Source organism: Lysobacter sp. Soil_N_23 (assembly GCF_057656135.1).
Window position 1 is genome coordinate 68,135 of sequence record NZ_JBDGKY010000011.1, and the last position, 22,586, is coordinate 90,720.

General features: G+C 66.9%; 11 protein-coding genes and 2 pseudogenes. 7 read left to right on the top strand and 6 right to left on the bottom strand.

The features are described 5' to 3' along the window. Nucleotides 1-17 precede the first annotated feature (17 nt). Nucleotides 18-4,634, top strand: a pseudogene (locus tag AC3A3X_RS10135) (DEAD/DEAH box helicase); the annotation flags it as partial. Between the two features lie 196 nt (nucleotides 4,635-4,830). Beyond that, nucleotides 4,831-6,150 carry a glycerophosphodiester phosphodiesterase family protein gene (locus AC3A3X_RS10140; protein ID WP_487582906.1) on the top strand — a complete coding sequence of 440 codons (1,320 nt, stop codon included), beginning with the start codon at nucleotides 4,831-4,833 and terminating at the stop codon, nucleotides 6,148-6,150. A 295-nt stretch (nucleotides 6,151-6,445) separates the two neighbouring features. Here the strand turns inward: AC3A3X_RS10140 and AC3A3X_RS10145 are convergent, their stop codons facing one another. Next, nucleotides 6,446-8,656: a M3 family metallopeptidase gene (locus AC3A3X_RS10145; protein WP_487582907.1), complete on the bottom strand. Its 2,211-nt coding sequence runs from the start codon at nucleotides 8,654-8,656 to the stop codon at nucleotides 6,446-6,448. A 190-nt stretch (nucleotides 8,657-8,846) separates the two neighbouring features. On the opposite strand from AC3A3X_RS10145, the gene AC3A3X_RS10150 reads away from it, so the two are divergent. The 4 genes from AC3A3X_RS10150 to AC3A3X_RS10165 all read left to right on the top strand — a co-directional run bounded on the left by AC3A3X_RS10150 (nucleotide 8,847) and on the right by AC3A3X_RS10165 (nucleotide 14,683). Further along, on the top strand, nucleotides 8,847-10,913 hold the full coding sequence (locus AC3A3X_RS10150) for an amidohydrolase family protein (RefSeq protein ID WP_487582908.1): 2,067 nt from the start codon (nucleotides 8,847-8,849) through the stop codon (nucleotides 10,911-10,913). A 354-nt stretch (nucleotides 10,914-11,267) separates the two neighbouring features. Further along, the gene (locus tag AC3A3X_RS10155) at nucleotides 11,268-13,601 is read left to right on the top strand and encodes a TonB-dependent receptor (RefSeq protein ID WP_487582909.1); all 2,334 of its coding nucleotides are present in this window, start codon (nucleotides 11,268-11,270) and stop codon (nucleotides 13,599-13,601) included. 196 nt (nucleotides 13,602-13,797) lie between these two features. Further along, on the top strand, nucleotides 13,798-14,280 hold the full coding sequence (locus tag AC3A3X_RS10160) for a glutathione peroxidase (RefSeq protein WP_487582910.1): 483 nt from the start codon (nucleotides 13,798-13,800) through the stop codon (nucleotides 14,278-14,280). Nucleotides 14,281-14,284: 4 nt separating this feature from the next. Then, nucleotides 14,285-14,683 (top strand): hypothetical protein, encoded by a 399-nt coding sequence (locus tag AC3A3X_RS10165; protein ID WP_487582911.1) that lies wholly within the window; start codon nucleotides 14,285-14,287, stop codon nucleotides 14,681-14,683. A 27-nt stretch (nucleotides 14,684-14,710) separates the two neighbouring features. On the opposite strand, the gene AC3A3X_RS10170 is transcribed toward AC3A3X_RS10165, so the two are convergent. The 5 genes and pseudogenes from AC3A3X_RS10170 to AC3A3X_RS10190 form a co-directional block, all read right to left on the bottom strand. Further along, nucleotides 14,711-15,520, bottom strand: a complete 810-nt coding sequence (locus AC3A3X_RS10170; protein ID WP_487582912.1) for a ferredoxin--NADP reductase — start codon at nucleotides 15,518-15,520, stop codon at nucleotides 14,711-14,713. A gap of 171 nt (nucleotides 15,521-15,691) precedes the next feature. Continuing rightward, complete coding sequence (locus tag AC3A3X_RS10175; RefSeq protein ID WP_487582913.1) at nucleotides 15,692-16,909, bottom strand: PQQ-dependent sugar dehydrogenase; 1,218 nt, start codon at nucleotides 16,907-16,909, stop codon at nucleotides 15,692-15,694. Between the two features lie 38 nt (nucleotides 16,910-16,947). After that, nucleotides 16,948-18,807, bottom strand: a complete 1,860-nt coding sequence (locus AC3A3X_RS10180; RefSeq protein WP_487582914.1) for an ABC transporter ATP-binding protein — start codon at nucleotides 18,805-18,807, stop codon at nucleotides 16,948-16,950. A 74-nt stretch (nucleotides 18,808-18,881) separates the two neighbouring features. Then, nucleotides 18,882-19,640 (bottom strand): annotated as a pseudogene (gene xth, locus AC3A3X_RS10185) (exodeoxyribonuclease III); the annotation flags it as partial. 61 nt (nucleotides 19,641-19,701) lie between these two features. Beyond that, the gene (locus AC3A3X_RS10190; protein WP_487582915.1) at nucleotides 19,702-20,496 is read right to left on the bottom strand and encodes a hypothetical protein; all 795 of its coding nucleotides are present in this window, start codon (nucleotides 20,494-20,496) and stop codon (nucleotides 19,702-19,704) included. 222 nt (nucleotides 20,497-20,718) lie between these two features. Between AC3A3X_RS10190 and AC3A3X_RS10195 the strand changes: the two genes are divergently transcribed. Further along, nucleotides 20,719-22,281 (top strand): fumarate hydratase, encoded by a 1,563-nt coding sequence (locus AC3A3X_RS10195; protein WP_487582916.1) that lies wholly within the window; start codon nucleotides 20,719-20,721, stop codon nucleotides 22,279-22,281. Nucleotides 22,282-22,586 lie beyond the last annotated feature (305 nt).

The following is a 22,586-nucleotide window of genomic DNA, read 5'->3' on the forward strand; positions in this document are numbered from 1 at the left end:
TGCGACACGATCCCCTCATGCCCCTGGATGCATTTCACCCCGCCGTTGCCGCCTGGTTCGCCAAGGCGTTTCCTGCACCGACCCCGGCGCAGGTGCAGGCGTGGCCGGCGATCCGCAGCGGGCGCAACACCCTGGTCGCCGCGCCTACCGGTTCAGGCAAGACCCTGACCGCATTCATGACCGCGATCGACGGGCTGGTCCGGCAGGGCCTGGCCAATGCCGATGGAAGCGGGGCCGACGGCGCCGGGCTGTTCGGCAATGAACCGGCCGCCGCGTTGCCGGACGAAACCGCGGTCGTCTACATCTCGCCGCTGAAGGCGCTGTCGAACGACATCCGCATCAACCTGGAGGCGCCGCTCGCCGGCATCCGCGCCGAGCTGCAGGCCATGGGTCTGCCCGACGTCGAGATCCGCACCGCGGTGCGTACTGGCGACACCCCGCAGGCCGAGCGCGCGCTGACCCGGCGCAAGCCGCCGCACATCCTGGTCACCACGCCCGAGTCGCTGTACGTGCTGCTGGGGTCCGAATCCGGCCGCGCAATGCTGTCGACGGTGCGCAGCGTGATCGTCGATGAAATCCACGCGGTGGCCGCAAGCAAGCGCGGCAGCCACCTGGCGCTGTCGCTGGAGCGCTTGGAAGCATTGGCCGGCCGCAACCTCACTCGCATCGGCTTGTCGGCAACACAGAAGCCGATCGAGGAGGTGGCGCGGTTCCTGGTTGGTGCAGGCGGCAGTGCTCCTCCCCCTGCGACTGCGGGGGGAGGCCGGGAGTCGGTGAAGTCGGCACCGGAAGCGCTCGATGAAGGGGCCTCCTGCGTGGACTTCACCCCTCCCCAACCCTCCCCTGCAGTCGCAGGGGAGGGAGATGTCGACTGCACCATCGTCGACATCGGCTACACGCGCGATCGCGACCTCGCCCTGGAGCTCCCGCCGACACCGCTCAGCGCGGTGATGTCCAACGATCAGTGGGACCAGGTCTACGTGCGCCTGGCCGACCTGGTCGAGCAGCACCGCACCACGCTGGTGTTCGTCAACACCAGGCGCATGGCCGAGCGTGCGGCGCGCCACCTGGGGGAGCGCCTGGGCAAGGATGCCGTCGCCGCGCACCACGGCAGCCTGGCCAAGGAACTGCGCCTGGATGCCGAGCAGAAGCTCAAGCGCGGCGAGCTGCGCGTGCTCGTGGCGACCGCATCGCTGGAACTGGGCATCGACATCGGCGACGTCGACCTGGTCTGCCAGCTCGGTTCGCCGCGATCCATTGCCGCATTCCTGCAGCGCGTCGGCCGTTCCGGGCACCACGTCGGTGGCGTGCCCAAGGGCCGGCTGTTCCCGCAGACGCGCGATGAACTGGTCGAATGCGCGGCGCTGCTGGACTCGGTGCGTCGTGGCGAACTCGACGCGCTGGTCATGCCCGACGCGCCGCTCGACGTCCTCGCCCAGCAGATCGTCGCCGAAGTGTCCTGCCGGGAATGGGACGAGGACGCGCTGTACGAATGGGTGCGTCGCGCCACACCGTATGCGCAGCTCGGGCGCGAGGATTTCGACGCGGTGGTACGTATGCTCGCCGAGGGCTTCACCACCCGCCGCGGCATCCGTGCCGGCTATCTCCACCGCGATGCCGTCAACCGCAAGCTGCGTGGCCGCAAGGGCGGGCGCATGACGGCGCTGATGTCCGGCGGCACCATCCCCGACACCGCAGACTATGCGGTGGTGGTGGAACCGGAGTCGTTGTTCATCGGCAGCGTCAACGAAGATTTCGCCATCGAGAGCATGGCCGGCGACATCTTCCAGCTCGGCAACGCCAGCTACCGCATCCTGCGCGTGGAGCCCGGCAAGGTTCGCGTCGAGGATGCCCAGGGCGCGCCGCCGAGCATCCCGTTCTGGCTCGGCGAAGCCCCCGGTCGCAGCGACGAGTTGTCGTTCGCGGTGTCGCGCCTGCGCGAGGAGGTCGCTTCGCGCCTTGAGCCCCTCTCCCGGGAGCGGGAGAGGGGTTGGGGTGAGGGCAGTGCCCCGGATGGTTCGCATGCCGCTCAATTGCCGACCCAGGCCGCCAGCGAAGCCTGGCTGCGCGACGAACTCGGCCTGCCCACTGCCGCTGCGCAACAGGTCAGTGAGTACCTCGCCAGCACCCATGCCGCGCTCGGCGCGATGCCCAGCCAGCACACGCTGGTGCTGGAACGCTTCTTCGACGAAAGCGGAGGCACCCAGCTCGTCATCCACACCCCCTACGGCAGCCGCATCAACCGCGCCTGGGGCCTGGCCCTGCGCAAACGCTTCTGCCGGCAGTTCAACTTCGAGCTGCAGGCCGCCGCGACCGAGGACGCGATCGTGCTGTCGCTGTCGACCAGCCACAGCTTCCCGCTGGAAGAGGTCTCGCGCTACCTGCATTCCTCCTCGGCCGAGCACGTGCTGATCCAGGCCCTGCTCGACGCGCCGATGTTCGGCGTGCGCTGGCGCTGGGCCGCCACGACCGCGCTGGCGCTGCCGCGCTTCGTCGGCGGCAAGAAGGTGCCGCCGCAGTTGCAGCGGATGAAGTCCGAAGACCTGCTGGCGACCGTGTTCCCAGACCAGGTCGCCTGCGCCGAGAACCTCGTCGGCGAGCGCGAAGTGCCCGACCACCCGCTGGTCGCGCAGACCCTGCACGACTGCCTGCACGAAGCGATGGATGTCGAAGGCTGGCTGCGCCTGCTGCGGGCGATGGAGGCGGGCGAGGTCAGGATCGTCGCCCGCGACCTCAGTGCGCCGTCGCCGTTCGCGGCTGAAGTGCTCAACGCTCGCCCGTATTCCTTCCTCGACGACGCACCGCTGGAGGAGCGCCGTACCCAGGCGGTGCAGACCCGCCGTTATGCCGATGCGCAGAGCGCCGATGATCTCGGTCGTCTCGACGCGTCCGCTATAGATGCAGTGCGCGAGGAGGCCTGGCCGCAGGTGCGCAGCGTCGACGAGATGCACGAGGCGTTGATGGGCCTGGGCGTGGTGACCGCGCGCGAAGTGCGCGAAAACGGCTGGGCCGACTGGCTCGCACGACTGGCGAAAGACCATCGCGCAACCTCGCTGCAAAGCCCCTCTCCCGCTAGCGGGAGAGGGGTTGGGGTGAGGGCAGGCGTAGCGGTCATGGTGAGCGACAGCACCGACCTGTGGTGCGCCGCCGAACGCCTGCCGCAACTCCAGATCATCTATCCGCAGGCGCGATTGAACCCTGCCATCGAGGCACCTTCCGAATTCGCCCTGCAGCCGTGGACGCGCGAAGAGGCGATGGTAGAACTCCTGCGTTCGCGCCTGACCGGACTCGGACCGACGCCCGCGCAGGTGCTCGCCGACGAACTTTCGCTGCCGCGCGCCGACGTCGAGCAGACCCTGTTGCGCCTGCAGAGCGAAGGCTACGTGATGCAGGGGCGCTTCACGCCCGGCATCGACGCCGACGAGTGGTGCGAACGGCACCTGCTCGCGCGCATCCACCGCTACACGTTGCGGCGCCTGCGTCGCGAGATCGAACCGCTGGCACCGCGCGACTTCGTCCGCTTCGCCTTCGACTGGCAGCGCGTCGGTCCGTCCGTCCGCGTCCAGGGCCCGGAGGCGCTGGTCGGGGTGCTGTCTCAGCTGGAAGGCTTCGAGGCGCCGGCCTCGTCCTGGGAATCGGAACTGCTGCCGGCACGCGTCAGCGACTACTCGATCTCGTGGCTCGACGACTTGTGCACGTCGGGTCGGACGCTGTGGACACGCCTTCGCGCCGGCAGCAACGAAGCCAATGCCGCGCGCGGCAGCACGCCGGTCCGGACCACTCCCATCGTCGTGCTGCCGCGTCGCGATGCCGCGACCTGGACACGGCTGGCACCACCGGCCATCGCCGACGAAGCACTGTCGACGCGCGCCCAGCGTGTCCTCGATTACCTGGCCGAGCACGGTGCCTCGTTCTTCGACGAACTGGTCTCCGGCGCACACCTGCTGCGCACCGAACTGGAAGACGCACTGGCCGAACTGGTCGCGCGCGGACGCGTGCATTGCGACAGCTATGCCGGCCTGCGCGCGTTGCTGGTGCCGGCGTCCAAGCGGCCCGGCGCGCAGAGCGGACGTCGCCGGCGCGCGGCGTTGTTCGGCATCGAGGATGCCGGCCGCTGGGCACTGATCAGGCGACCGCCGGGCAGCGACAAGCGCGATCCGGACGATGTCGAGCACATCGCCCGCGTGCTGCTGCGACGCCACGGCGTGGTGTGCTGGCGCATGCTCGAGCGTGAAGCGACCTGGCTGCCACCGTGGCGCGAGCTGGTGCGTGTCTACCACCGGCTGGAGGCGCGCGGCGAGATCCGCGGCGGCCGCTTCATCGCCGGGCTGTCGGGCGAGCAGTTCGCGCTGCCCGAGGCAATCGGACTGATGCGCCAAGTGCGGCAACGGCCTCACGACGGCGCGCTGGTATGCGTGTCGGCGGTCGACCCGCTGAACCTGCTCGGCACCGTGCTCACCGGAACCAAGGTGCCGCGCCTGGCAGGATCGCGCATTGCATTCCGCGACGGCATCGCCCTGGCGACGCTGGTGTCGGGTGAGGTCGAGATGCTGGTGGAGCTGGAACCGGGCGACGCCCGCGCCGTGCGCAAGGCATTGCTCCGTGAGCCCGACTCGACCCTGGCCCAGCCATTGGCACCCGTGCAGGTGTAGGAGCGAGCTTGCTCGCGACCCGCGTGTCAGGCCCGCAATGGCCAGGTCGCGAGCAAGCTCGCTCCTACACAGGGGCACCTGTCCCACTACGGTCAAGGCTTCGCAACCTGTGGCGGTCACCATCGCGCCACCGGTTGCATGGGGGAGCCGGTTCTCCGAATCGCACAAGGACCGTCCCATGCCTGCACTGCGCCCCGCATTCACGCATTTCCTCGCTCTCGCCGGCTTGCTGCTGCTCGCCACCGCCTGCGCCACCGCGGTTGCCAAGGACGCTGCCGCACCCGATGCTCGCAGCGTGAGCACCTCCGACCGCAACCACCGACCTGACCACCAGGGGCTGATCGTGATCGGTCATCGCGGCGCCAGCGGTTACCGGCCGGAACACACGCTGGAGTCCTATCGCCTGGCGATCCGCCAGGGTGCCGACTTCATCGAGCCGGACCTGGTCGCGACCCGCGACGGCGTCCTGGTCGCGCGCCACGAGAACGAGATCTCCGGCACCACCGACGTCGCCAACCACCCCGAGTTCGCCGGTCGCCGCGCCACCAAGGTCATCGACGGCATCACGATGACCGGCTGGTTTACCGAGGACTTCACCCTTGCCGAGCTGAAGACGTTGCGGGCGAAGGAGCGCATCCCGGCGATCCGCCCGGCCAACACCCGCTTCGACGGCATGTACACGATCCCGACCCTGGCCGAAGTGATCGCGCTGGTGAAGCGTGAGAGCCGCAACGGCCGCAAGGTCGGCATCTATCCCGAGACCAAGCACCCGACTTACTTCGCACGCGAGGGCAGGCGACTCGACGGCCGTCCCATCGCCATCTCGCTGGGTGCGAAGCTGGTCGAGACGCTCGTGGCGGAAGGCTTCACCGATCCGAAGCGCATCTACGTGCAGAGCTTCGAGATCGCGAACCTGATCGAGCTGAAGAAGACGCTGATGCCGTCCGCCGGCATCGACCTGCCGCTGGTGCAGCTGTACGACGACTTCAACGATGCGCGCCCCTACGACGTGGTCTACAACGCGAGCCACGGCAGCGACATGCAGGCCCTCTATGGCGGGCTGATCGGCCAGGTCGAAGGAGGCCTGTCCGTGGCAACGCGCTACGGCGCACTGGCCACCGAGCCGGTGCTGCAGTGGATGAAGGCCAACTACGCCAGCGGCGTCGGCCCATGGAAAGGCAACCTGCTGCCGCGCCAGCCGCTCGCGCCGCCGATCGACGCCAACGGCGACGGCAAGGCCGAACTGGCCGGGCAGGGCACCGGCCTGGTTCATCCGATGCTGGGCTGGGCCCTGAAGGCGGGATTGCAGGTCCACCCGTACACGCTGCGCGCCGAGGAAGCGTTCCTGGCACAGACGCCTGGTGGCGTCGCACAGTCGGTAGTAGCCGAAGCGATGCAGTTGTATGGCCTGGGCGTACAGGGCTTCTTCATCGACCAGCCCGACCAGGGCGTGCTGGCGCGCGAGATGTTTCTCGAGCTCAGCCGTGTGGAGCCGTAGCCTAGCTGCCTGACGAGCTATGAACCAGGTCGAGCGAAAGTCGCTGGGTCCCCGCCTTCGCGGGGATGATGGTTTTCTTTAGCCCCTCTCCCGCTTGCGGGAGAGGGGTTGGGGTGAGGGCCCGGCGGACGACGCCCTTCGGAAGGCTCACCCCAAGAACCAGCCCGGCGGACGACGCCGTTCCGAAGCAAAGGCAACGTCAAGATGGATCCCGGCGTTCGCCGGGATGACGTTGATAGAAAAAAACCGCCCAGGTCACCCCGGGCGGTTTCGTCGAAGCATCGCGCAGCGCGACTTACTTCTTGGCAGCCTTGCCGGTCGCCTCGGAACCCGAGGTCGCGGTCAGGCCACGCTTCTCCAGCAGCGGCTCGATCTTCGGATCGTGGCCGGCGAAGTTGCGGAACAACTGCAGTGCATCGACGCTGCCGCCCTGCGACAGCAGCGACTGGCGGAAATGGTCGCCGTTCTTGCGGGTCAGGCCACCGTTCTCCTTGAACCACTCCACCGAATTCGCGTCCAGAACTTCCGACCAGATGTAAGCGTAGTAACCGGCCGCATAGCCACCCATGATGTGGCTGAAGTACGGCGTACGGTAACGCGGCGGCACCGCGTAGAAGTTGACACCGTCCTTCTTCAGCGCCGTGGCCTCAAAGCCCATCACACCGTTGGCCGCCGGCAGCTGCGAAGCCGTCGCCTGGTGCCAGTTCTGGTCGAGCATCGCCGAACCCAGGTACTCGGTCGTCGCGAAGCCCTGGTTGAACTTCGAGCTGGCCAGCACCTTGTCGAGCAGCTCCTTCGGCATCGCCGCGCCGGTCTGGTAGTGCTTGGCGTAGTTGGCCAGGATCGACGGCCAGTCAGCCCACATCTCGTTGACCTGCGACGGATACTCGACGAAGTCGCGCGGCACGCTGGTGCCGGAGAAGTAGGGATACTCGACGTTCGAGAACATGCCGTGCAGCGCATGGCCGAACTCGTGGAACGCCGTGGTCACCTCGTCCCAGGTCATCAGCGTCGGCTTGCCTTCCGACGGCTTGGGAATGTTGAGGTGGTTGGCCACCACCGGCTTGAAGCCGGTCAGGCCGGACTGGTCGACGTACGAGTTCATCCACGCACCGCCGCGCTTGGAATCGCGTGCGTACGGATCGAAGATGAAGATCGCCAGCTGCGAACCGTCCTCGTTGAACACGTCGTACACCCAGGTGTCGGCGTGGTACTTGGGCAGGTCGGTGCGCTGCTTGAACTTCAGGCCGTACAGCTGGCCGGCCGCATAGAACACGCCGTTCTCCAGCACGTTCTTCATCTCGAAGTACGGCTTGAGCTGCGACTCGTCGAACGCGTACTTCTCCTGGCGCACCTTCTCGGTATAGAAGGACCAGTCCCACGGCTCGAGCTTGAAGGTCGGTTGGCCCTTGGCGGCCTGCTCCTTGTCGATCATCGCCTGCAGGTCGGCGCCCTCGCGCTCGGCATTGGCGACCGCGGCCGGGGCGAGCTGGCCGAGCATGCTGTTGACCGCCTCGGGCGACTTGGCGGTCTCGTCATCGAGCACATAGGCCGCGTAGTTCGGGTAACCCATGATCTTGGCGCGTTCGGCACGCAGCCTGGTGACCTGGGACACGATGGCGGTGTTGTCGTACGCGTTGCCGCGGCTGCCGCGGGCGATCGAGGCCTTGTGCAGGCGCTCGCGCAGCGCGCGGTTGGTCAGCGAGGCTTCCGGCGGCTGGCCGGTGGTGTTGAGCAGCGCGATGACGTACTTGCCGTCGAGCTTGCGCGCCTTGGCCGCTTCAGCGGCGGAGGCGATCTGCTCGTCGGTCAGGCCGTCGAGCTCTTCCTTGCTGTCGACCACGATCGCCGAATCGTTCACTTCGGCCAGCACGTTCTGGCTGAACTTGGTGCCCAGCGCGGCCAGCTCGGAGTTGATGGCCTTGGTGCGGGTCTTGTCGGCTTCCGACAGGTTGGCGCCGGAGCGGACGAAGTCGGTGTAGTAGCGCTCGACCAGGCGCACGCCCTGGGCGTCGAGGCCGAGGCTGTCGCGGGTCTCGTACAGCGCCTTCACGCGCGCAAAGAGCTTGGCGTTGAGGTTGATCGCGTCACGGTGCGCGGAGAACTTCGGCGCGTAGGTCGCCTGCAGCTTCTCGCGCGTCGGGTTGGTGTCGGTGCCGACCAGGTTGTAGAACACCGTGGTGGCGCGGCCGAGGGTGCGACCGGACTTTTCCATCGCGATGATGGTGTTGTCGAAGGTCGGCTTCTCTGCGCTGTTGGCGATCGCATCGATCTCCTTCAACTGCTCGGCCATGCCGGCATCGAAGGCGGGCGCGAAGTCGGCGTCCTTGATCTTGTCGAACTGCGGATAGTGGAGCGGCAGCGGGCTGTCGCTGAAGAACGGGTTCACGCTGTTGGGTTGCTGGGCTTGCGCACTCACGGACGTGTCTGCCTTGGGGGTCTTGGCATAGGTGGGGGCGGTTGCGCTCAATGCCACGGCCAGGGCCAGCGCGAGAGGGTGCTTCATTGGACAGAAACCTCGTCAAAGGGAGCCCGCAGCCTACCCGATGGGGGGCGTCGGGACCCCTGACGAAAGGCATGGGCTGACAAACGGCCCGTGCCGGCACAGGCTGGCTACACTTCGGGCAAGGGGGCTGGGCCGATCGCGCCATGGGCCGCAGGCCGCCCCGAGCCACCCGCCAGCACAGGGAACCCACATGACCGCCAATCCGCGCGCCGCATTCACCCACTGCCTGGTCCTCGGCATCGGCCTGCTCGGACTCAACGCCAGCGCGCTCGCCGCCGAGACTGTGCGTTACGTCGCCCTGGTCGATGGCGGCAAGCAGGCCGGCCAGCAGGTGGTCACCCGGGGTGACGACGGCACCACCACCGTCGAGTTCATCTTCAAGGACAACGGCCGCGGGCCGGAGCTGAAGGAAGAGTTCACCCTGGCCGCGGACGGCACCTACCAGACCTACCGCGCGCAGGGCACGTCGACCTTCGGCGCCAAGGTCGATGAAAGCTTCAGCCGCAACGGCGACCAGGCGCAGTGGAAGACCACCTCCGACGACGGTCGCCAGACGGTCGCGGGCACCGCCCTGTACTCGACGCTGGGCGGTACGCCGGAGGGGTTCTCGGTGGCGCTCAATGCGCTGTCCAGGCGCAGCGACGGCAAGCTGCCGATGATCCCGAGCGGCACGATGACCTCGCGCAAGGTCGTGCAGGCCCGGGTCGAGTGCGGCAAGTCGCCGCGCGACGTCGAGCTGTTCGCGATCACCGGCGTCGACCTCACGCCAACGTTCGCCTGGGCCACCACCGGCGCCAATCCGCGCCTGTTCGCCTACATCTACCCCGGTTATCTGCAGCTGATCGAGGACGGTTGCCAGGGCGATGCCAACGCCCTGGAAGCCCGCCAGAAGCAGGCCGAAAGCCAGGTCCTGGTCGACCTGGCCAAGCGCCTGGGTCATCCGCTCAGCGGCGCCACGCTGATCACCAACGCACGCGTCTTCGACAGCGAGAACGCGAAGCTGGGACCGTCCAGCGACGTGCTGGTGAAGGACGGCCGCATCGTCTCGGTCGCACCGGCCGGGAAGGGCACGCCCAAGGTCAAGGCCGACAACCTCATCGACGCCGGCGGCAAGGTGCTGCTGCCCGGCCTGTTCGACATGCACGGCCATGTCGGTCGCTGGGACGGCGGGCTCAACCTCGCCACCGGCGTGACCACCGTGCGCGACATGGGCAACGACAACGACACGCTGCAGCAGATGCTGGGCGAGATAAAGAACGGCACGCTGATGTCGCCCGACGTCGTCCCGGCCGGTTTCATCGAAGGCGAAAGCAACTTCTCGGCGCGCAACGGCTTTGTCATCAAGGATCTCGACAGCGCGAAGAAGGCGGTCGACTGGTACGCCGAACACGGCTATCCGCAGATCAAGATCTACAACTCGTTCCCGAAGGACGTGCTCAAGGACACCGTGGCCTACGCCCATTCCAAGGGCATGCGTGTCAGTGGCCACGTGCCGGCATTCCTGCGTGCGCAGGACGTGGTCGACGACGGCTTCGACGAGATCCAGCACATCAACCAGCTGATGCTGAACTTCTTCGTCGACGAGAAGACCGACACGCGCACGCTGGCGCGGTTCTACCTGGTGGCCGACAAGACCGACGGCCTGGACCTGGACAGCAAGCCGGTGCAGGACTTCATCGCCACGCTGGCCCGCAAGCAGGTCGTGATCGACCCGACCCTGGCCACGTTCGAGTTCCTGCACCAGCGCGACGGCGAGATGTCGCCGATCGTGGCCGAGGTCGCCGATCACCTGCCGCCGGACATCCAGCGCGGCCGCCGCGCCGCCGAGATGAACATCCCCGACGACGCCACTGCGCAGCGCTACAACCGCTCCTACGCCAAGATGGTCGAATTCGTCGGACGTGCCTACAAGGCCGGCGTGCCGATGGTGGCCGGCACCGACGAGATGGTCGGTTTCACCCTGCAGCGGGAGCTGGAGCTGTACGTGCAGGCTGGGCTGACCCCGTCCCAGGCCCTGCAGGTGGCGACCTGGAACGGCGCCAAGTACTCCCGCACGCTGGCCGAGCGGGGCTCGGTGGCGCCGGACAAGCGTTCCGATATCGTGCTGATCGACGGCGATCCGACGGCCAACATCGCCGATATTCGCAATGTCGCGCTGGTGATCAAGGGTTCCACGGCGTATTACCCCAGCGAGATCCATGAGGCGCTGGGGATCAAGCCGTTCGTGCCGGCGGTGAAGGTCCGCGCGGCGCGCTGACCCCTCTCCCTGGCGCCATTCGGCGCCGTCCCTCTCCCACAAGGGGAGAGGGAGGAGTCTGCTGGGGTCCGCGTTGCCCTCTCCCCTTGTGGGAGAGGGACAGGCCGCGCCAGCGGCCAGGGAGAGGGGTAGGGCGTACGCACAGGTACGGCCCTTTAACAGTCTGGTAACATTCCGCCCGTCATGTCAGCCGCCGTGGCGCGGGACGGGTCCGCGTCGAGGTCGTCAGGGGACGGCCTGAAGTCACGTATCGCCGCATTGCGCATGTCGGAGAGGGACATGTCGGTGCGTCGGCCTTCGAATCCTTGGTGTCCCATCCTTGACGCCACCCATCGAGACCGCTCAATGCCTTCCATGCCGCTTGCACGCAAGCTTCCCCGTCACGCCCTGACCGTTGCCATCGCCCTGATGCTGCCGGCGCAGGTCGCTTTCGCGCAGGATGCGCAGACCCCGGTCGAGACCGCACCGGCCGCCCAGGCCGCCAACGGTAAGTCCACCACGCTGGAGACCATCGAGGTCACCGCGCAACGCAAGGTCGAAAACCTGCAGGACGTGCCGGTATCGGTCACCACGCTCAACGCCGAGCAGCTCGACGTACTCGGTTCGGGCGGCAACGACGTGCGCTTCCTGTCCGGTCGCGTGCCCAGCCTCAACATCGAATCTTCGTTCGGTCGTGCCTTCCCGCGCTTCTACATCCGCGGCTACGGCAACACCGACTTCCGCCTCAACGCGTCGCAGCCGGTGTCGCTGGTCTATGACGAAGTCGTCCAGGAAAACCCGATCCTCAAGGGCTTCCCGGTGTTCGACCTGGACCGCGTCGAAGTGCTGCGCGGCCCGCAGGGCTCGCTGTTCGGCCGCAATACCCCGGCCGGCGTGGTCAAGTTCGAGTCGGTGCGCCCGTCGCAGGACTTCGGTGGCTACGGCAAGGTCGGCGTCGGCAGCGACAACATGTTCAACTTCGAGGGCGCCGTCGGCGGCGGCCTGAGCGAGAACTGGTCGGCACGCGCTTCGGCGCTGTTCCAGCGCCGCGACGACTGGGTGACCAACACCTACCCGGGCCCGAACGACGGCTTCGAAGGCTACGACGAGTCGGCCGGCCGCGTGCAGTTCCTGTACGAGGGCGAGTCGTTCGAGGCGCTGCTCAACGCGCATGCGCGTCACCTCAACGGCACCGCGCGTCTGTTCCGCGCCAACATCATCAAGCCCGGCACCAACGACCTGGTCGACGGCTTCGACGAAGACAAGGTGTCGCTGGACGGCCTGAACCACTCCGAGCTCGACAGCCAGGGCGCCAGCGCGCGCCTGACCTGGGACATCGGCGACTACATCCTGCACTCGATCACCGGCTACGAGTCGGTCGAGACCTTCAGCCGCGGCGACATCGACGGCGGTTTCGGCGCGGTGTTCCTGCCGGTGTCCGGCCCGGGCGTGATTCCGTTTGCATCCGAGACGGCCGACGGCATCCCCGAGCATTCGCAGTGGACGCAGGAGTTCCGCATCGAGTCGGACTTCGACAGCGCGTGGAACTGGCAGGCCGGCCTGTTCTACTTCAGCGAAGACTATGACGTCGAAAGCTTCAGCTACGACTCGCTGGCCGGCGGCATCCAGGACGGCTACGAGCGCGTCAACCAGACCAACGACTCGTGGGCCGTGTTCGCGGCGACGACCTGGGATGTCAATGACGCCTTCCAGCTGCGGGCCGGCATTCGCTATACCTGGGACGAGAAGGACCTGGCCGTCAAGGAGTACTGGCAGACCGGCTTCGCGCCGTGCGTCCTCGCCCAGAAGTGCACGATCGAGCAGCTGGCGGCGATGGAGCCCGACGGCAACCTGCTGCAGTCCACGGAAGACAAGAAGTTCAACTGGGACCTGTCGGCCACCTACGAGATCAACGACGACGTGAACCTTTACGGCCGCGTCGCCACCGGCTACCGCGGCAGCAGCATCCAGGCCGCTGGCGCGTTCAACGGCATGTCGGTCGCCGGTCCGGAAACCGTTACCTCCTACGAGATGGGCGTCAAGGCCGACCTGTGGGACAAGCGCGCACGCATCAACGCCGGCGTCTTCTACTACGAGGTCAAGGACCAGCAGCTCACCGCCGTCGGCGGCGAGACCGGTAACGCCAACATCCTGCTCAATGCCGACAAGTCGACCGGCCAGGGCTTCGAGATGGACTTCCAGGCCTACCTGACCGACGACCTGCTGCTGACCCTGGGCAGCAGCTACAACGACACCGAGATCAAGGACCCCGACTTGAGAGTGTCAGGGTGCGTGGCCTGCGAAGTTACGGATCGACCGGAGCTTGACCCAATTACCGGTCTTCCGACTGGGCGCTTTTTCATCGACGGCAACGTCCTGCCGCAGGCGCCGAAGTGGAACCACAACCTGACCGTCCGCTGGGGCATCCCGATGGACAACGGCGGCGAGTTCTATGCCTATACCGACTGGGTCTACCGCAGCGAGGTCAACTTCTTCCTGTACGACTCGGTCGAGTTCACCGGCAAGTCGCTGGTCGAGGGCGGTCTGCGCCTGGGCTACACCTGGGAGTACGGCAAGTACGACGTCGCCCTGTTCGGCCGCAACATCACCGACGAAGTGCAGGTCGTCGGCGGCATCGACTTCAACAACCTCACCGGCTTCATCAACGAGCCGCGCACGGTCGGCGTGGAGTTCAAGGCCGGCTTCTGACCGGCTTGCAGCGGCGATTTTCTGCAATGGTGTGACACCGACAACGCCGGGCATGTCCCGGCGTTGTCGTTTCCGCCCGCGTGGATCGGCGGCTAGCGCTACCAGGCCCCGTACGCCTGCGAATGCCAACGTTTTCAGATTCCAGATGTCCGTCCCCGGCGCTATGCTCAGGCCCACTGCCCCGGAGTCTTCCCCCATGACTACCGCCTACGACTTCAGCGCCACCGACATCGATGGCCAGCCGCGCGGGCTGGACGAGTTCCGCGGCAAGGTCCTGCTGATCGTCAACGTCGCCTCGCAGTGCGGGTTCACCCCGCAGTACACCGGCTTGGAAAAGCTCTCCCGGGATTTCGGCGCCAGGGGGCTGGCCGTGCTCGGCTTCCCCTGCGACCAGTTCGGCCACCAGGAACCCGGGGACGAAGCGGAGATCCGCAATTTCTGCTCGCTCAACTACGACGTCACCTTCCCGATGTTCGCCAAGATCGAGGTCAACGGCGCCGGTGCCCACCCCTTATGGAAGTGGCTCAAGGACGAAAAGGGTGGCATCCTCGGGCTGGACGGGATCAAGTGGAATTTCACCAAGTTCCTGGTCGGACGGGACGGCCGGGTCATCAAGCGTTACGCACCGACCGACAAGCCCGAGTCGATCGCCAAGGACATCGAAGCCGCATTGGGGTGATGCCATGCTTAGACAGGTCATGCAGACCCAACTGCAGGTCGAAATCGAGGATCACGATTTCGGTTTGCGCGTGTATGTGAGCGGCGAGGAGAATCTCGACAACACGCTGGCCTACTGGCGCGAGATCATGCCCCGGCTGGAGGTTGCGCAGGGCAACGGCGTGCTGCTCGTCGACGAGCTGACCGGCGAAGCCATGCAGGAACAGGAATGGCTGGAGCTGGTGCTCGCCATGGAATATGCACGACTGTGGCGCTACCGCATCGCGCACGTGAAGGCGCGCGGCGTGCAGGACGTGGAGTACTGCGCGCTGTACGCGCGCGATGCCGGCGTCGATGCGGCGGTTTTCACCAGCGAACTCGAAGCCGAGCGCTGGCTGCGCCGTCCGGCTACCGTGCCTGCCTGAGTGCAGGCGCCTGCTTCCCGGCTGCGATTACTTCTCGACGAAGGCCCGTTCGAACACGTACTGACCCGGCACGCCGATGCGCGGTGCCGCGGCGAAACCGCGTCCGTCGAGGATGCCGCGGAAATCGGCCAGCATCTGCGGGCTGCCGCAGATCATCGCGCGATCGCGTTCGGGATCCAGCGCCTCCAGGCCCAGGTGATCCATCATCCGGCCGCTGTCGAACAGATCGGTCAGGCGACCGCGGTGATCGTTGCCATCGAACGCGAACTCCTCGCGGGTCACCGCCGGGTAGTACTTGAGCTTGGCGGCGATCTGCTCGCCCAGGAATTCATGGCGCGGCAACTCGTTGACGAAGTAGTCGCGGTAGGCGAGGTCGCACGCGCTGCGGACGCCATGGGTCAGGATCACCCGGTCGAAGCGCTCGTAGGTTTCCGGGTCCTTGATCACCGCCAGCCACGGCGCCAGGCCGGTGCCGGTTCCCAGCAGGTAGAGGTTGCGGCCCGGGTGCAGGTCGTGGATCAGCAGGGTGCCGGTCGGCTTGCGGCCGATCAGGACCTTGTCGCCTGGCTGGATCGATTTCAGGCGCGAGGTCAGCGGCCCGTTCGGCACCTTGATGCTGAAGAATTCCAGCTGCTCTTCCCAGTTCGCGCTGGCGATCGAATAGGCGCGCAGCAGCGGCCGCACTGAGCCATCCGCTTGCGGCACTTCCAGTCCGATCATCACGAACTGGCCGTTCTCGAAGCGGAAACCGTCGTCGCGGGTGGTGGTGAAGCTGAAGTAGTCGTCCGTCCAGTGACGGACATCCAGCACCGTCTCGGTGCCAAACGCGGAAGACATGCCGGTGCTTGGGGGAGTAGACCGGCAGCCATTGTAGCGTAGCCGATCATGCCCGGCCGAGACTGATTCTCTTGTGCCCCGCCACTGTAGGAGCGAGCTTGCTCGCGATCGACCTACCCGAAGCCGGTCGCGAGCAAGCTCGCTCCTACGCCACCAGGGATCGAATGTGCGTCAGCCCGCGGGCGGATCCAGACGCAGCAGCTTGCCGTTGTCCTCGTCGGTGAGCACGTAGACCTTGCCGCCGCTGCCGACGCGGACATCGCGGATGCGCGAGGACAGTTCCTTCAGCAGGCGCTCTTCGCCGGTGATCTTGTCGCCGTCGAGACTCAGGCGGATCAGGCTGCTGTCGGCGAGGGCGCCCAGGAACAGGCTGTTGTCCCACTTCGATCCGGCATGGCCGGTGTAGAAGGCCATGCCCGACAGGCCCGGCGACTTCTCCCAGACGTGGTACGGCTGTTCCATGCCCGGCGCGGACGTGCCCACGGCTTCGGGGATCTTCAGGCCCGAGTAGTTGATGCCGTGGGTGATGATCGGCCAGCCGTAGTTCTTGCCGGGTTCGGGGAGGTTGATCTCGTCGCCGCCGCGCGGGCCGTGCTCGGCTTCCCACACCTTGCCGGTGCGCGGGTCGAGTGCCAGCGACTGCATGTTGCGGTGACCGTAGCTCCAGATCTCCGGACGCGCGTCCTTGCGGCCGACGTACGGGTTGTCGCTGGGCACGCTGCCGTCGAGGTTCAGTCGAACCAGCTTGCCCTGCAGCATGTCGAGCTTCTGCGCGGTCGGGCGGTCGTTGCGTTCGCCCTGGCTGATGAAGGCGTGGCCCTTGCCGTCGAAGACGATGCGCGAACCGAAGTGGTTCGGCCCTTCGAGCTTGGGTTGCTGCTGGTATATGCGGCGCACGTCGCTGAGCGAGCTGTCGCCGAGCGTGGCCGTCGCCACCGCGGTGCCGGCGGTGCCGTTCTCGCCGGCTTCGGAATAGCTGAAGTAGATGCGCTTGCTGCTGGCGAAGTCCGGCGCCAGCACCACGTCGAGCAGGCCGCCCTGGCCCTGCGCCCAGACTTCCGGCACGCCGCCCAGCGGAGCGGACACCGCGCCGTCGGCGGAGACGCGGCGCATCCGGCCGGGGCGTTCGGTGACCAGGAAGCTGCCATCGGGCAGCAGCGCCACGCTCCACGGGTGCGACAACCCGGACGCAATCTCGGTGACCTGCACCGGCCCGTTTGCGCTGGCGACGGTCTGCGTCGGCATCGCCTTGGGCGCCGGCGTGGCGCTGGCGGCGGCTTCGGTGGCGCCCTGGTTGGCGCCTTGGCTGGCACCTTGTTCGGCCTGGCAAGCAGCAAGCGAGAGCGACAACGCAAAGGCGAGGGCAGTGCAGTGCAGGTAGTGGCGCATGGACGGACTCCCGGTGCGGAGGGGTGGAGGCATGGCCGTCAACGATACCCGGCGGCCTGCAATTCAAAAAGTTCGGCGTAGCGGCCGCCCTGGTCGAGCAGTTCCTGGTGGGTGCCGCTGGCCTCGAGCCGGCCCTGCGCCAGCACCAGGATGCGATCGGCCATGCGCACGGAGCTGAAGCGGTGCGATATCAGCACGGCGGTCTTGCCGTGCGAGAGTTCCTTGAAGCGCTTGAACACCTCGAACTCGCTGCGCGCATCCAGCGCCGCCGTCGGTTCGTCGAGGATCATCACCTGCGCATCGCGCATGTAGGCACGGGCGATGGCGATCTTCTGCCACTGCCCGCCGGACAGGTCGACACCGGTCTTGAAGCGCCGTCCGATCAGCTGGTCGTAGCCATTGGGCAGGCCCTCGATCACCTCGTCGGCCGCCGCACGCCGCGCGGCCTCGCGGATGCGCGCGCCGTCGTCCATCGCATCGATCTGGCCGACGCCGATGTTCTCGCCGGCAGTGAGGTGGTAGCGCACGAAGTCCTGGAAGATCACGCCGACGTTGCCGCGCAGGTCGTCCAGGTCGTACTCGCGCAGGTCGCGGCCATCGAGCGTGATGCGGCCTTCGTCGGGGTCGTACAGGCGCGCCAGCAGCTTGACCAGGGTGGTCTTGCCGGCACCGTTCTCGCCGACCAGCGCCAGCACCTCGCCGGCACGCAGTTCGAAGTCGAGCCCGCGCAGCGCCCACTTCTCGGTATCGGGATAGCGGAAGCCGACGTTCTCGAAGACGAAGCCGCGCGCGATCGGGCGCGGCACCGGCAAGGCGTTCGCGGGCGAGACGATTTCCGGTTGGATCTCGAAGAATGAGAACAGGTCGTCCAGGTACAGCGCCTGGCCGGCCACCTGCGAGAAGCCGACCAGCAGGCCCTCGAGCAATTGCCGCAGACGGCGGAAGCTGCCGGCCAGGAAGGTCAGGTCGCCGATGCTGAAATCGCCGCGCACGGTGCGCCAGGCGATATAGGCGTAGGCGACGTAGTAGCCCATCGTGCCCAGCGCCGCCAGCAGCGCGCCCCAGGCGGCGCGGCGGCGGGCGAGGGCGCGGTTGGCGCGGAAGAATCCGTCGGCGAGTTCGCGGTACTTGGCGATCAGGTAACGGTGGAGGTTGAAGATCTTCACCTCCTTCGCCGTTTCCACGCTCGCGCCCATCTGCCGTACGTACTCGAGTTGGCGGCGCTCCGGGGTCCAGGCGAAATTGAGCGAGTAGCCCAGCGCGTTGAAGTGCGCCTCGCCGACGAACGACGGCACCAGCGCCACGGCCAGCAGCACGATCAGCCAGGGTGCGTAGATCAGGAGCCCGGCACCGAAGCTGATCACGGTGATCGCATCCTGGACCTGGCCGAACAACTGGCTCATCAGGTTCATCCGCCCCATCGTCTGGCGGCGCGCGCGGTCCAGCTTGTCCTGCAGGTCGGGATCTTCGAAGTCTTCCAGGTCGAGCGTGGCGGCATGTTCCATCAGCCGCACGCTGGTGACGTTGGTAAACAGCTCCGACAGCAGCGAATCGCCGTAGCTGATCAGCCGGCCGAGCAGATCCGAACCGATCGCCAGGGCGAACTCGACCAGCAGCAGCGATGACAGCGTATCGAGTTGCCCACTGCGCCATGCCTCGCCGATCGAGTCGAATCCGTTGCCGGCCGCCACCAGCCGCACGGCCTCGTCGATGATCAGCTTGCCGACGTAGAGCGTGGCAATGGGCAGGAACGCGCGCACCACGCGCAGGCCCAGCGTGGTCAGTGTCAACCAGGGACTGGTGGCCCAGATCTGTCGCAGGAACGGCGGCAGGTTGCCCAGCGCGTCGAATCGTTCGCGCAGGCTCGGCTTGGCGGATGCGGTCGGCGGGGCGGGCATGGGTTGGCAGGATAGGGCAGTTCGGCGACAGCCGGCGTCATCGCCCCATCACTGCATCAGAGCGGGTCGAGCACGATCCACGTCGGCGCATGGTCGCTGGCCCGCCCCAGTCCGCGCACCCAGCGATCGACCCCGGCTTCGCGCAACCTCGGCGCCAGCACGCCATTGAGCAGCAGGTGGTCGATGCGCAAGCCGGCATCGCGCTGCCAGTGCTGGCGGAAGTAATCCCAGAACGTGTACACGCGCTCATCGCCGAACACGTCGCGAAGCGAGTCGGTCCAGCCCTGCGCCAGCAGCCTCTGGTATCTCTCGCGCGACTGCGGCTGCAGCAACGCATCCTTGCGCCACGACTTCGGGTTGTAGATGTCTTCGTCGGTCGGCACGACATTGAAGTCGCCGGCGAGGACGACCGGTTGTCCGCTGTCGTGCAGTTGCTTCGCGCGCTCGATCAGGCGGTCGAACCAGGCCAGCTTGTAGTCGAACTTCGGCCCCGGCTGGGGATTGCCGTTGGGCAGGTACAGGCAGGCGACCACGATGCCTTCCACCGCGGCTTCGAGGTATCTACTTTGGCTGTCGTCCGGGTCGTCGGGCAATCCGCGCCGGATCTCGACCGGGTCGCTGTCGCGGGCCAGGATGGCCACGCCGTTCCACGCTTTCTGGCCATGCCAGATCGCGCTGTAGCCGGCGTCGGCGATGGCCTTGCGCGGGAGCTGTTCGGGCGCGGCCTTGAGCTCCTGCAGGCAGGCCACGTCCGGCACCGCCTCGCGCAACCACGACAGCAGGCAATCCAGACGGGTGTTGACGCCGTTGACGTTGAACGTGGCGATCTTCACGCGGTGCCCTGGCGCAGTATCCGCTCAGGAGCCGGGAGCGCCGGCTCCTGCGCCAATGCACTCAGAAGCGGTAGACGCCACCCAGGCGGATGCCGCTGTCCTCGAACTCGAGCCGGCCGTCGAAGCGGCTGGCTTCGGCATCGGCATCGATGTTGTTGAAGGTGTAGTCGAGCATGAAGCCGAAGCTCTCCCACGGGAACCACTCCACACCACCGCGGGCGAAGGTGACGTCGGCATCGATATCGTTGATCTTCGCGGTGAAGTAGCCGGCTTCGGCATAGATGCGCCAGTCCTCGGCCGGGGTCCAGCGCCAACTTGCGCCGATCGACGGGGCAGGCACGTCGGCGGAGACCTGGCGATCGAAATCCGCACTGCCCTGGTTGCCGTCTGCATCCAGCTCCAGGCGCAAGTCCAGTTCGAGCTTGTACCAGACCAGTCCCAGGCGCGGTCCAAGCGCCCAGGTGTCGTTGTTGGCGACCCACCAGTTGTAGTTGAGTTCGTAGGCATCGAGGTTGTACTCGCTGCGCACGGTGGCGCTGGCCGGATAGACCGCGCCGTCGAAACTGATGTCGCGGCTGAGCGTGCGCGTCGTGTTGAAGCTGTCCTGGTAGTAGGCGACGCCGAACTCGTGATTCTCGAACGGTCGCCACGACGCGGCGATCAGGCCGATGGTGCTGTCGCCGTCCAGGCCGAGGTCGCGCTCGAGATCCACGTTGGTGCCCCGCAGGGTCTCACCGTCGGCGCGGACCTGGGTGTCGAATTTGCTGATGTAGCCGGCGACGCGGATGCTGAAGGTATCCAGGGGCTCGACCGCCAGGGCAGGAAACGAAACGGCCGAGAGGAGGACAGCGGGCATCAGCAGGCGGCCGACAGCCCCGCTACGGCGTTGCGAAGACGACATGGGAACCCCCTCAGGCTGGCGGCAGGCAGGGGCCGGCCGCGTAGGTGTTTAGTTTCTGTAACGTTCCATCGTGGACTGTGCGTGAAATGTGAAGGCCCGGATTGCCCCGTTGGCACCGGACCCGCAGTCAGTTCAGGGCTAAAATATTTGCCCCCATCGCCAGCCTCGAAGCCCGCCGTGAGCAACGCCGCAAGCCAGAAGTCCCAGCTCGACCCGGCCACGCCGGTCTCTATCTGCCAGGAAGACCTGATCCAGTCGGTCGCCGATGCCCTGCAGTACATCAGCTACTACCACCCGGTCGACTACATCAAGAACCTCGCCGCCGCCTACGAGCGCGAGCAGTCGCCGGCCGCGCGCGATGCCATCGCCCAGATCCTGATCAACTCGCGCATGTGCGCCGAGGGTCACCGCCCGATCTGCCAGGACACCGGCATCGTCACCGTGTTCCTCGAGATCGGCATGAACGTGCGCTGGGACGACGCCACGATGGGCGTGGAGGACATGGTCCACGAAGGCGTGCGCCGCGCCTACAACCACCCTGACAACAAGCTGCGCGCCTCGGTGCTGGCGGACCCTGCCGGCAAGCGCACCAACACCAAGGACAACACGCCCGGCGTGGTCAACGTCAAGGTCGTGCCGGGCAATACGGTCGAGGTGATCGTCGCGGCCAAGGGCGGCGGTTCGGAAGCCAAGTCGAAGTTCGCGATGCTCAACCCGTCCGACTCGATCGTCGACTGGGTGCTCAAGACCGTGCCGACGATGGGCGCGGGCTGGTGCCCGCCGGGCATGCTCGGCATCGGCATCGGCGGCACCGCAGAGAAGGCGATGCTGCTGGCCAAGGAAGCGCTGATGGAGCCGATCGACATCACCGAGCTGCAGCAGCGCGGTGCGTCCAATCGCGCTGAAGAGCTGCGCCTGGAGCTGTTCGAGAAGGTCAACGCGCTCGGCATCGGCGCGCAGGGCCTGGGCGGCCTGACCACGGTGCTCGACATCAAGGTCAAGGATTACCCGACCCACGCGGCCAACCTGCCGGTGGCGCTGATCCCGAATTGCGCGGCCACGCGCCACGCCCATTTCACCCTCGACGGCAGCGGCCCGGTGATGCTCGACCCGCCGTCGCTGGCCGACTGGCCGCAGCTGACCTACGACGCGTCCAAGGGCCGCCGCGTCAATCTCGACACGCTCACCCGCGAAGACGTGGCCAGCTGGAAGCCGGGCGAGGTGCTGCTGCTCAACGGCAAGCTGCTGACCGGTCGCGATGCCGCGCACAAGCGCATGGTCGACATGCTCAACAAGGGCGAACCGCTGCCGGTCGACCTCAAGGGGCGCTTCATCTACTACGTCGGCCCGGTCGATCCGGTGCGCGACGAAGTGGTGGGCCCGGCCGGCCCGACCACGGCCACGCGCATGGACAAGTTCACCGAGCAGGTGCTCAGCCAGACCGGCCTGCTCGGCATGGTCGGCAAGGCCGAGCGCGGCCCGGCCGCGATCGAGGCGATCCGCAAGCACGGCTCGGCCTACCTGATGGCCGTCGGCGGCGCTGCCTACCTGGTGTCGAAGGCGATCAAGGCCGCGCGCGTGGTCGGCTTCGCTGACCTGGGCATGGAAGCGATCTACGAGTTCCAGGTGGAGGACATGCCGGTGACGGTGGCGGTCGATTCCACCGGCGAATCGGTGCACAAGACCGGCCCGCGCGAATGGCAGGCGAAGATCGGCAAGATCCCGGTGGTGGTGGAGTAAGCCTCACCGTCGTCCCGGCGAAAGCCGGGACCCAGGCCCGCAGCGCATCAGTCCCCTCACCGTCGTCCCGGCGAAAGCCGGGACCCAGGCCCACAGCGCATCAGTCCCCTCACCGTCGTCCCGGCGAAAGCCGGGACCCATTTGCTCTTGCTCTTTGCTCGAGATCCGACGTAGCCGGACTCCCACTGCACGCGAATGACGAGCAACCGCAAAATGGATCCCGGCTTTCGCCGGGATGACGTGAGTGGGTGGATGCGGTGCGGGCCTGGATCCCGGCGTGCGCCGGGATGACGTGAGTGGAGGAA

Excerpts from the sequence above, each read along its gene's own strand:
- AC3A3X_RS10140 (WP_487582906.1), top strand. The coding sequence starts at position 4,831 with ATGCCTGCACTGCGCCCCGCATTCACGCATTTCCTCGCTCTCGCCGGC.
- AC3A3X_RS10145 (WP_487582907.1), bottom strand. The coding sequence starts at position 8,656 with ATGAAGCACCCTCTCGCGCTGGCCCTGGCCGTGGCATTGAGCGCAACC.
- AC3A3X_RS10150 (WP_487582908.1), top strand. The coding sequence starts at position 8,847 with ATGACCGCCAATCCGCGCGCCGCATTCACCCACTGCCTGGTCCTCGGC.
- AC3A3X_RS10155 (WP_487582909.1), top strand. The coding sequence starts at position 11,268 with ATGCCGCTTGCACGCAAGCTTCCCCGTCACGCCCTGACCGTTGCCATC.
- AC3A3X_RS10160 (WP_487582910.1), top strand. The coding sequence starts at position 13,798 with ATGACTACCGCCTACGACTTCAGCGCCACCGACATCGATGGCCAGCCG.
- AC3A3X_RS10165 (WP_487582911.1), top strand. The coding sequence starts at position 14,285 with ATGCTTAGACAGGTCATGCAGACCCAACTGCAGGTCGAAATCGAGGAT.
- AC3A3X_RS10170 (WP_487582912.1), bottom strand. The coding sequence starts at position 15,520 with ATGTCTTCCGCGTTTGGCACCGAGACGGTGCTGGATGTCCGTCACTGG.
- AC3A3X_RS10175 (WP_487582913.1), bottom strand. The coding sequence starts at position 16,909 with ATGCGCCACTACCTGCACTGCACTGCCCTCGCCTTTGCGTTGTCGCTC.
- AC3A3X_RS10180 (WP_487582914.1), bottom strand. The coding sequence starts at position 18,807 with ATGCCCGCCCCGCCGACCGCATCCGCCAAGCCGAGCCTGCGCGAACGA.
- AC3A3X_RS10190 (WP_487582915.1), bottom strand. The coding sequence starts at position 20,496 with ATGCCCGCTGTCCTCCTCTCGGCCGTTTCGTTTCCTGCCCTGGCGGTC.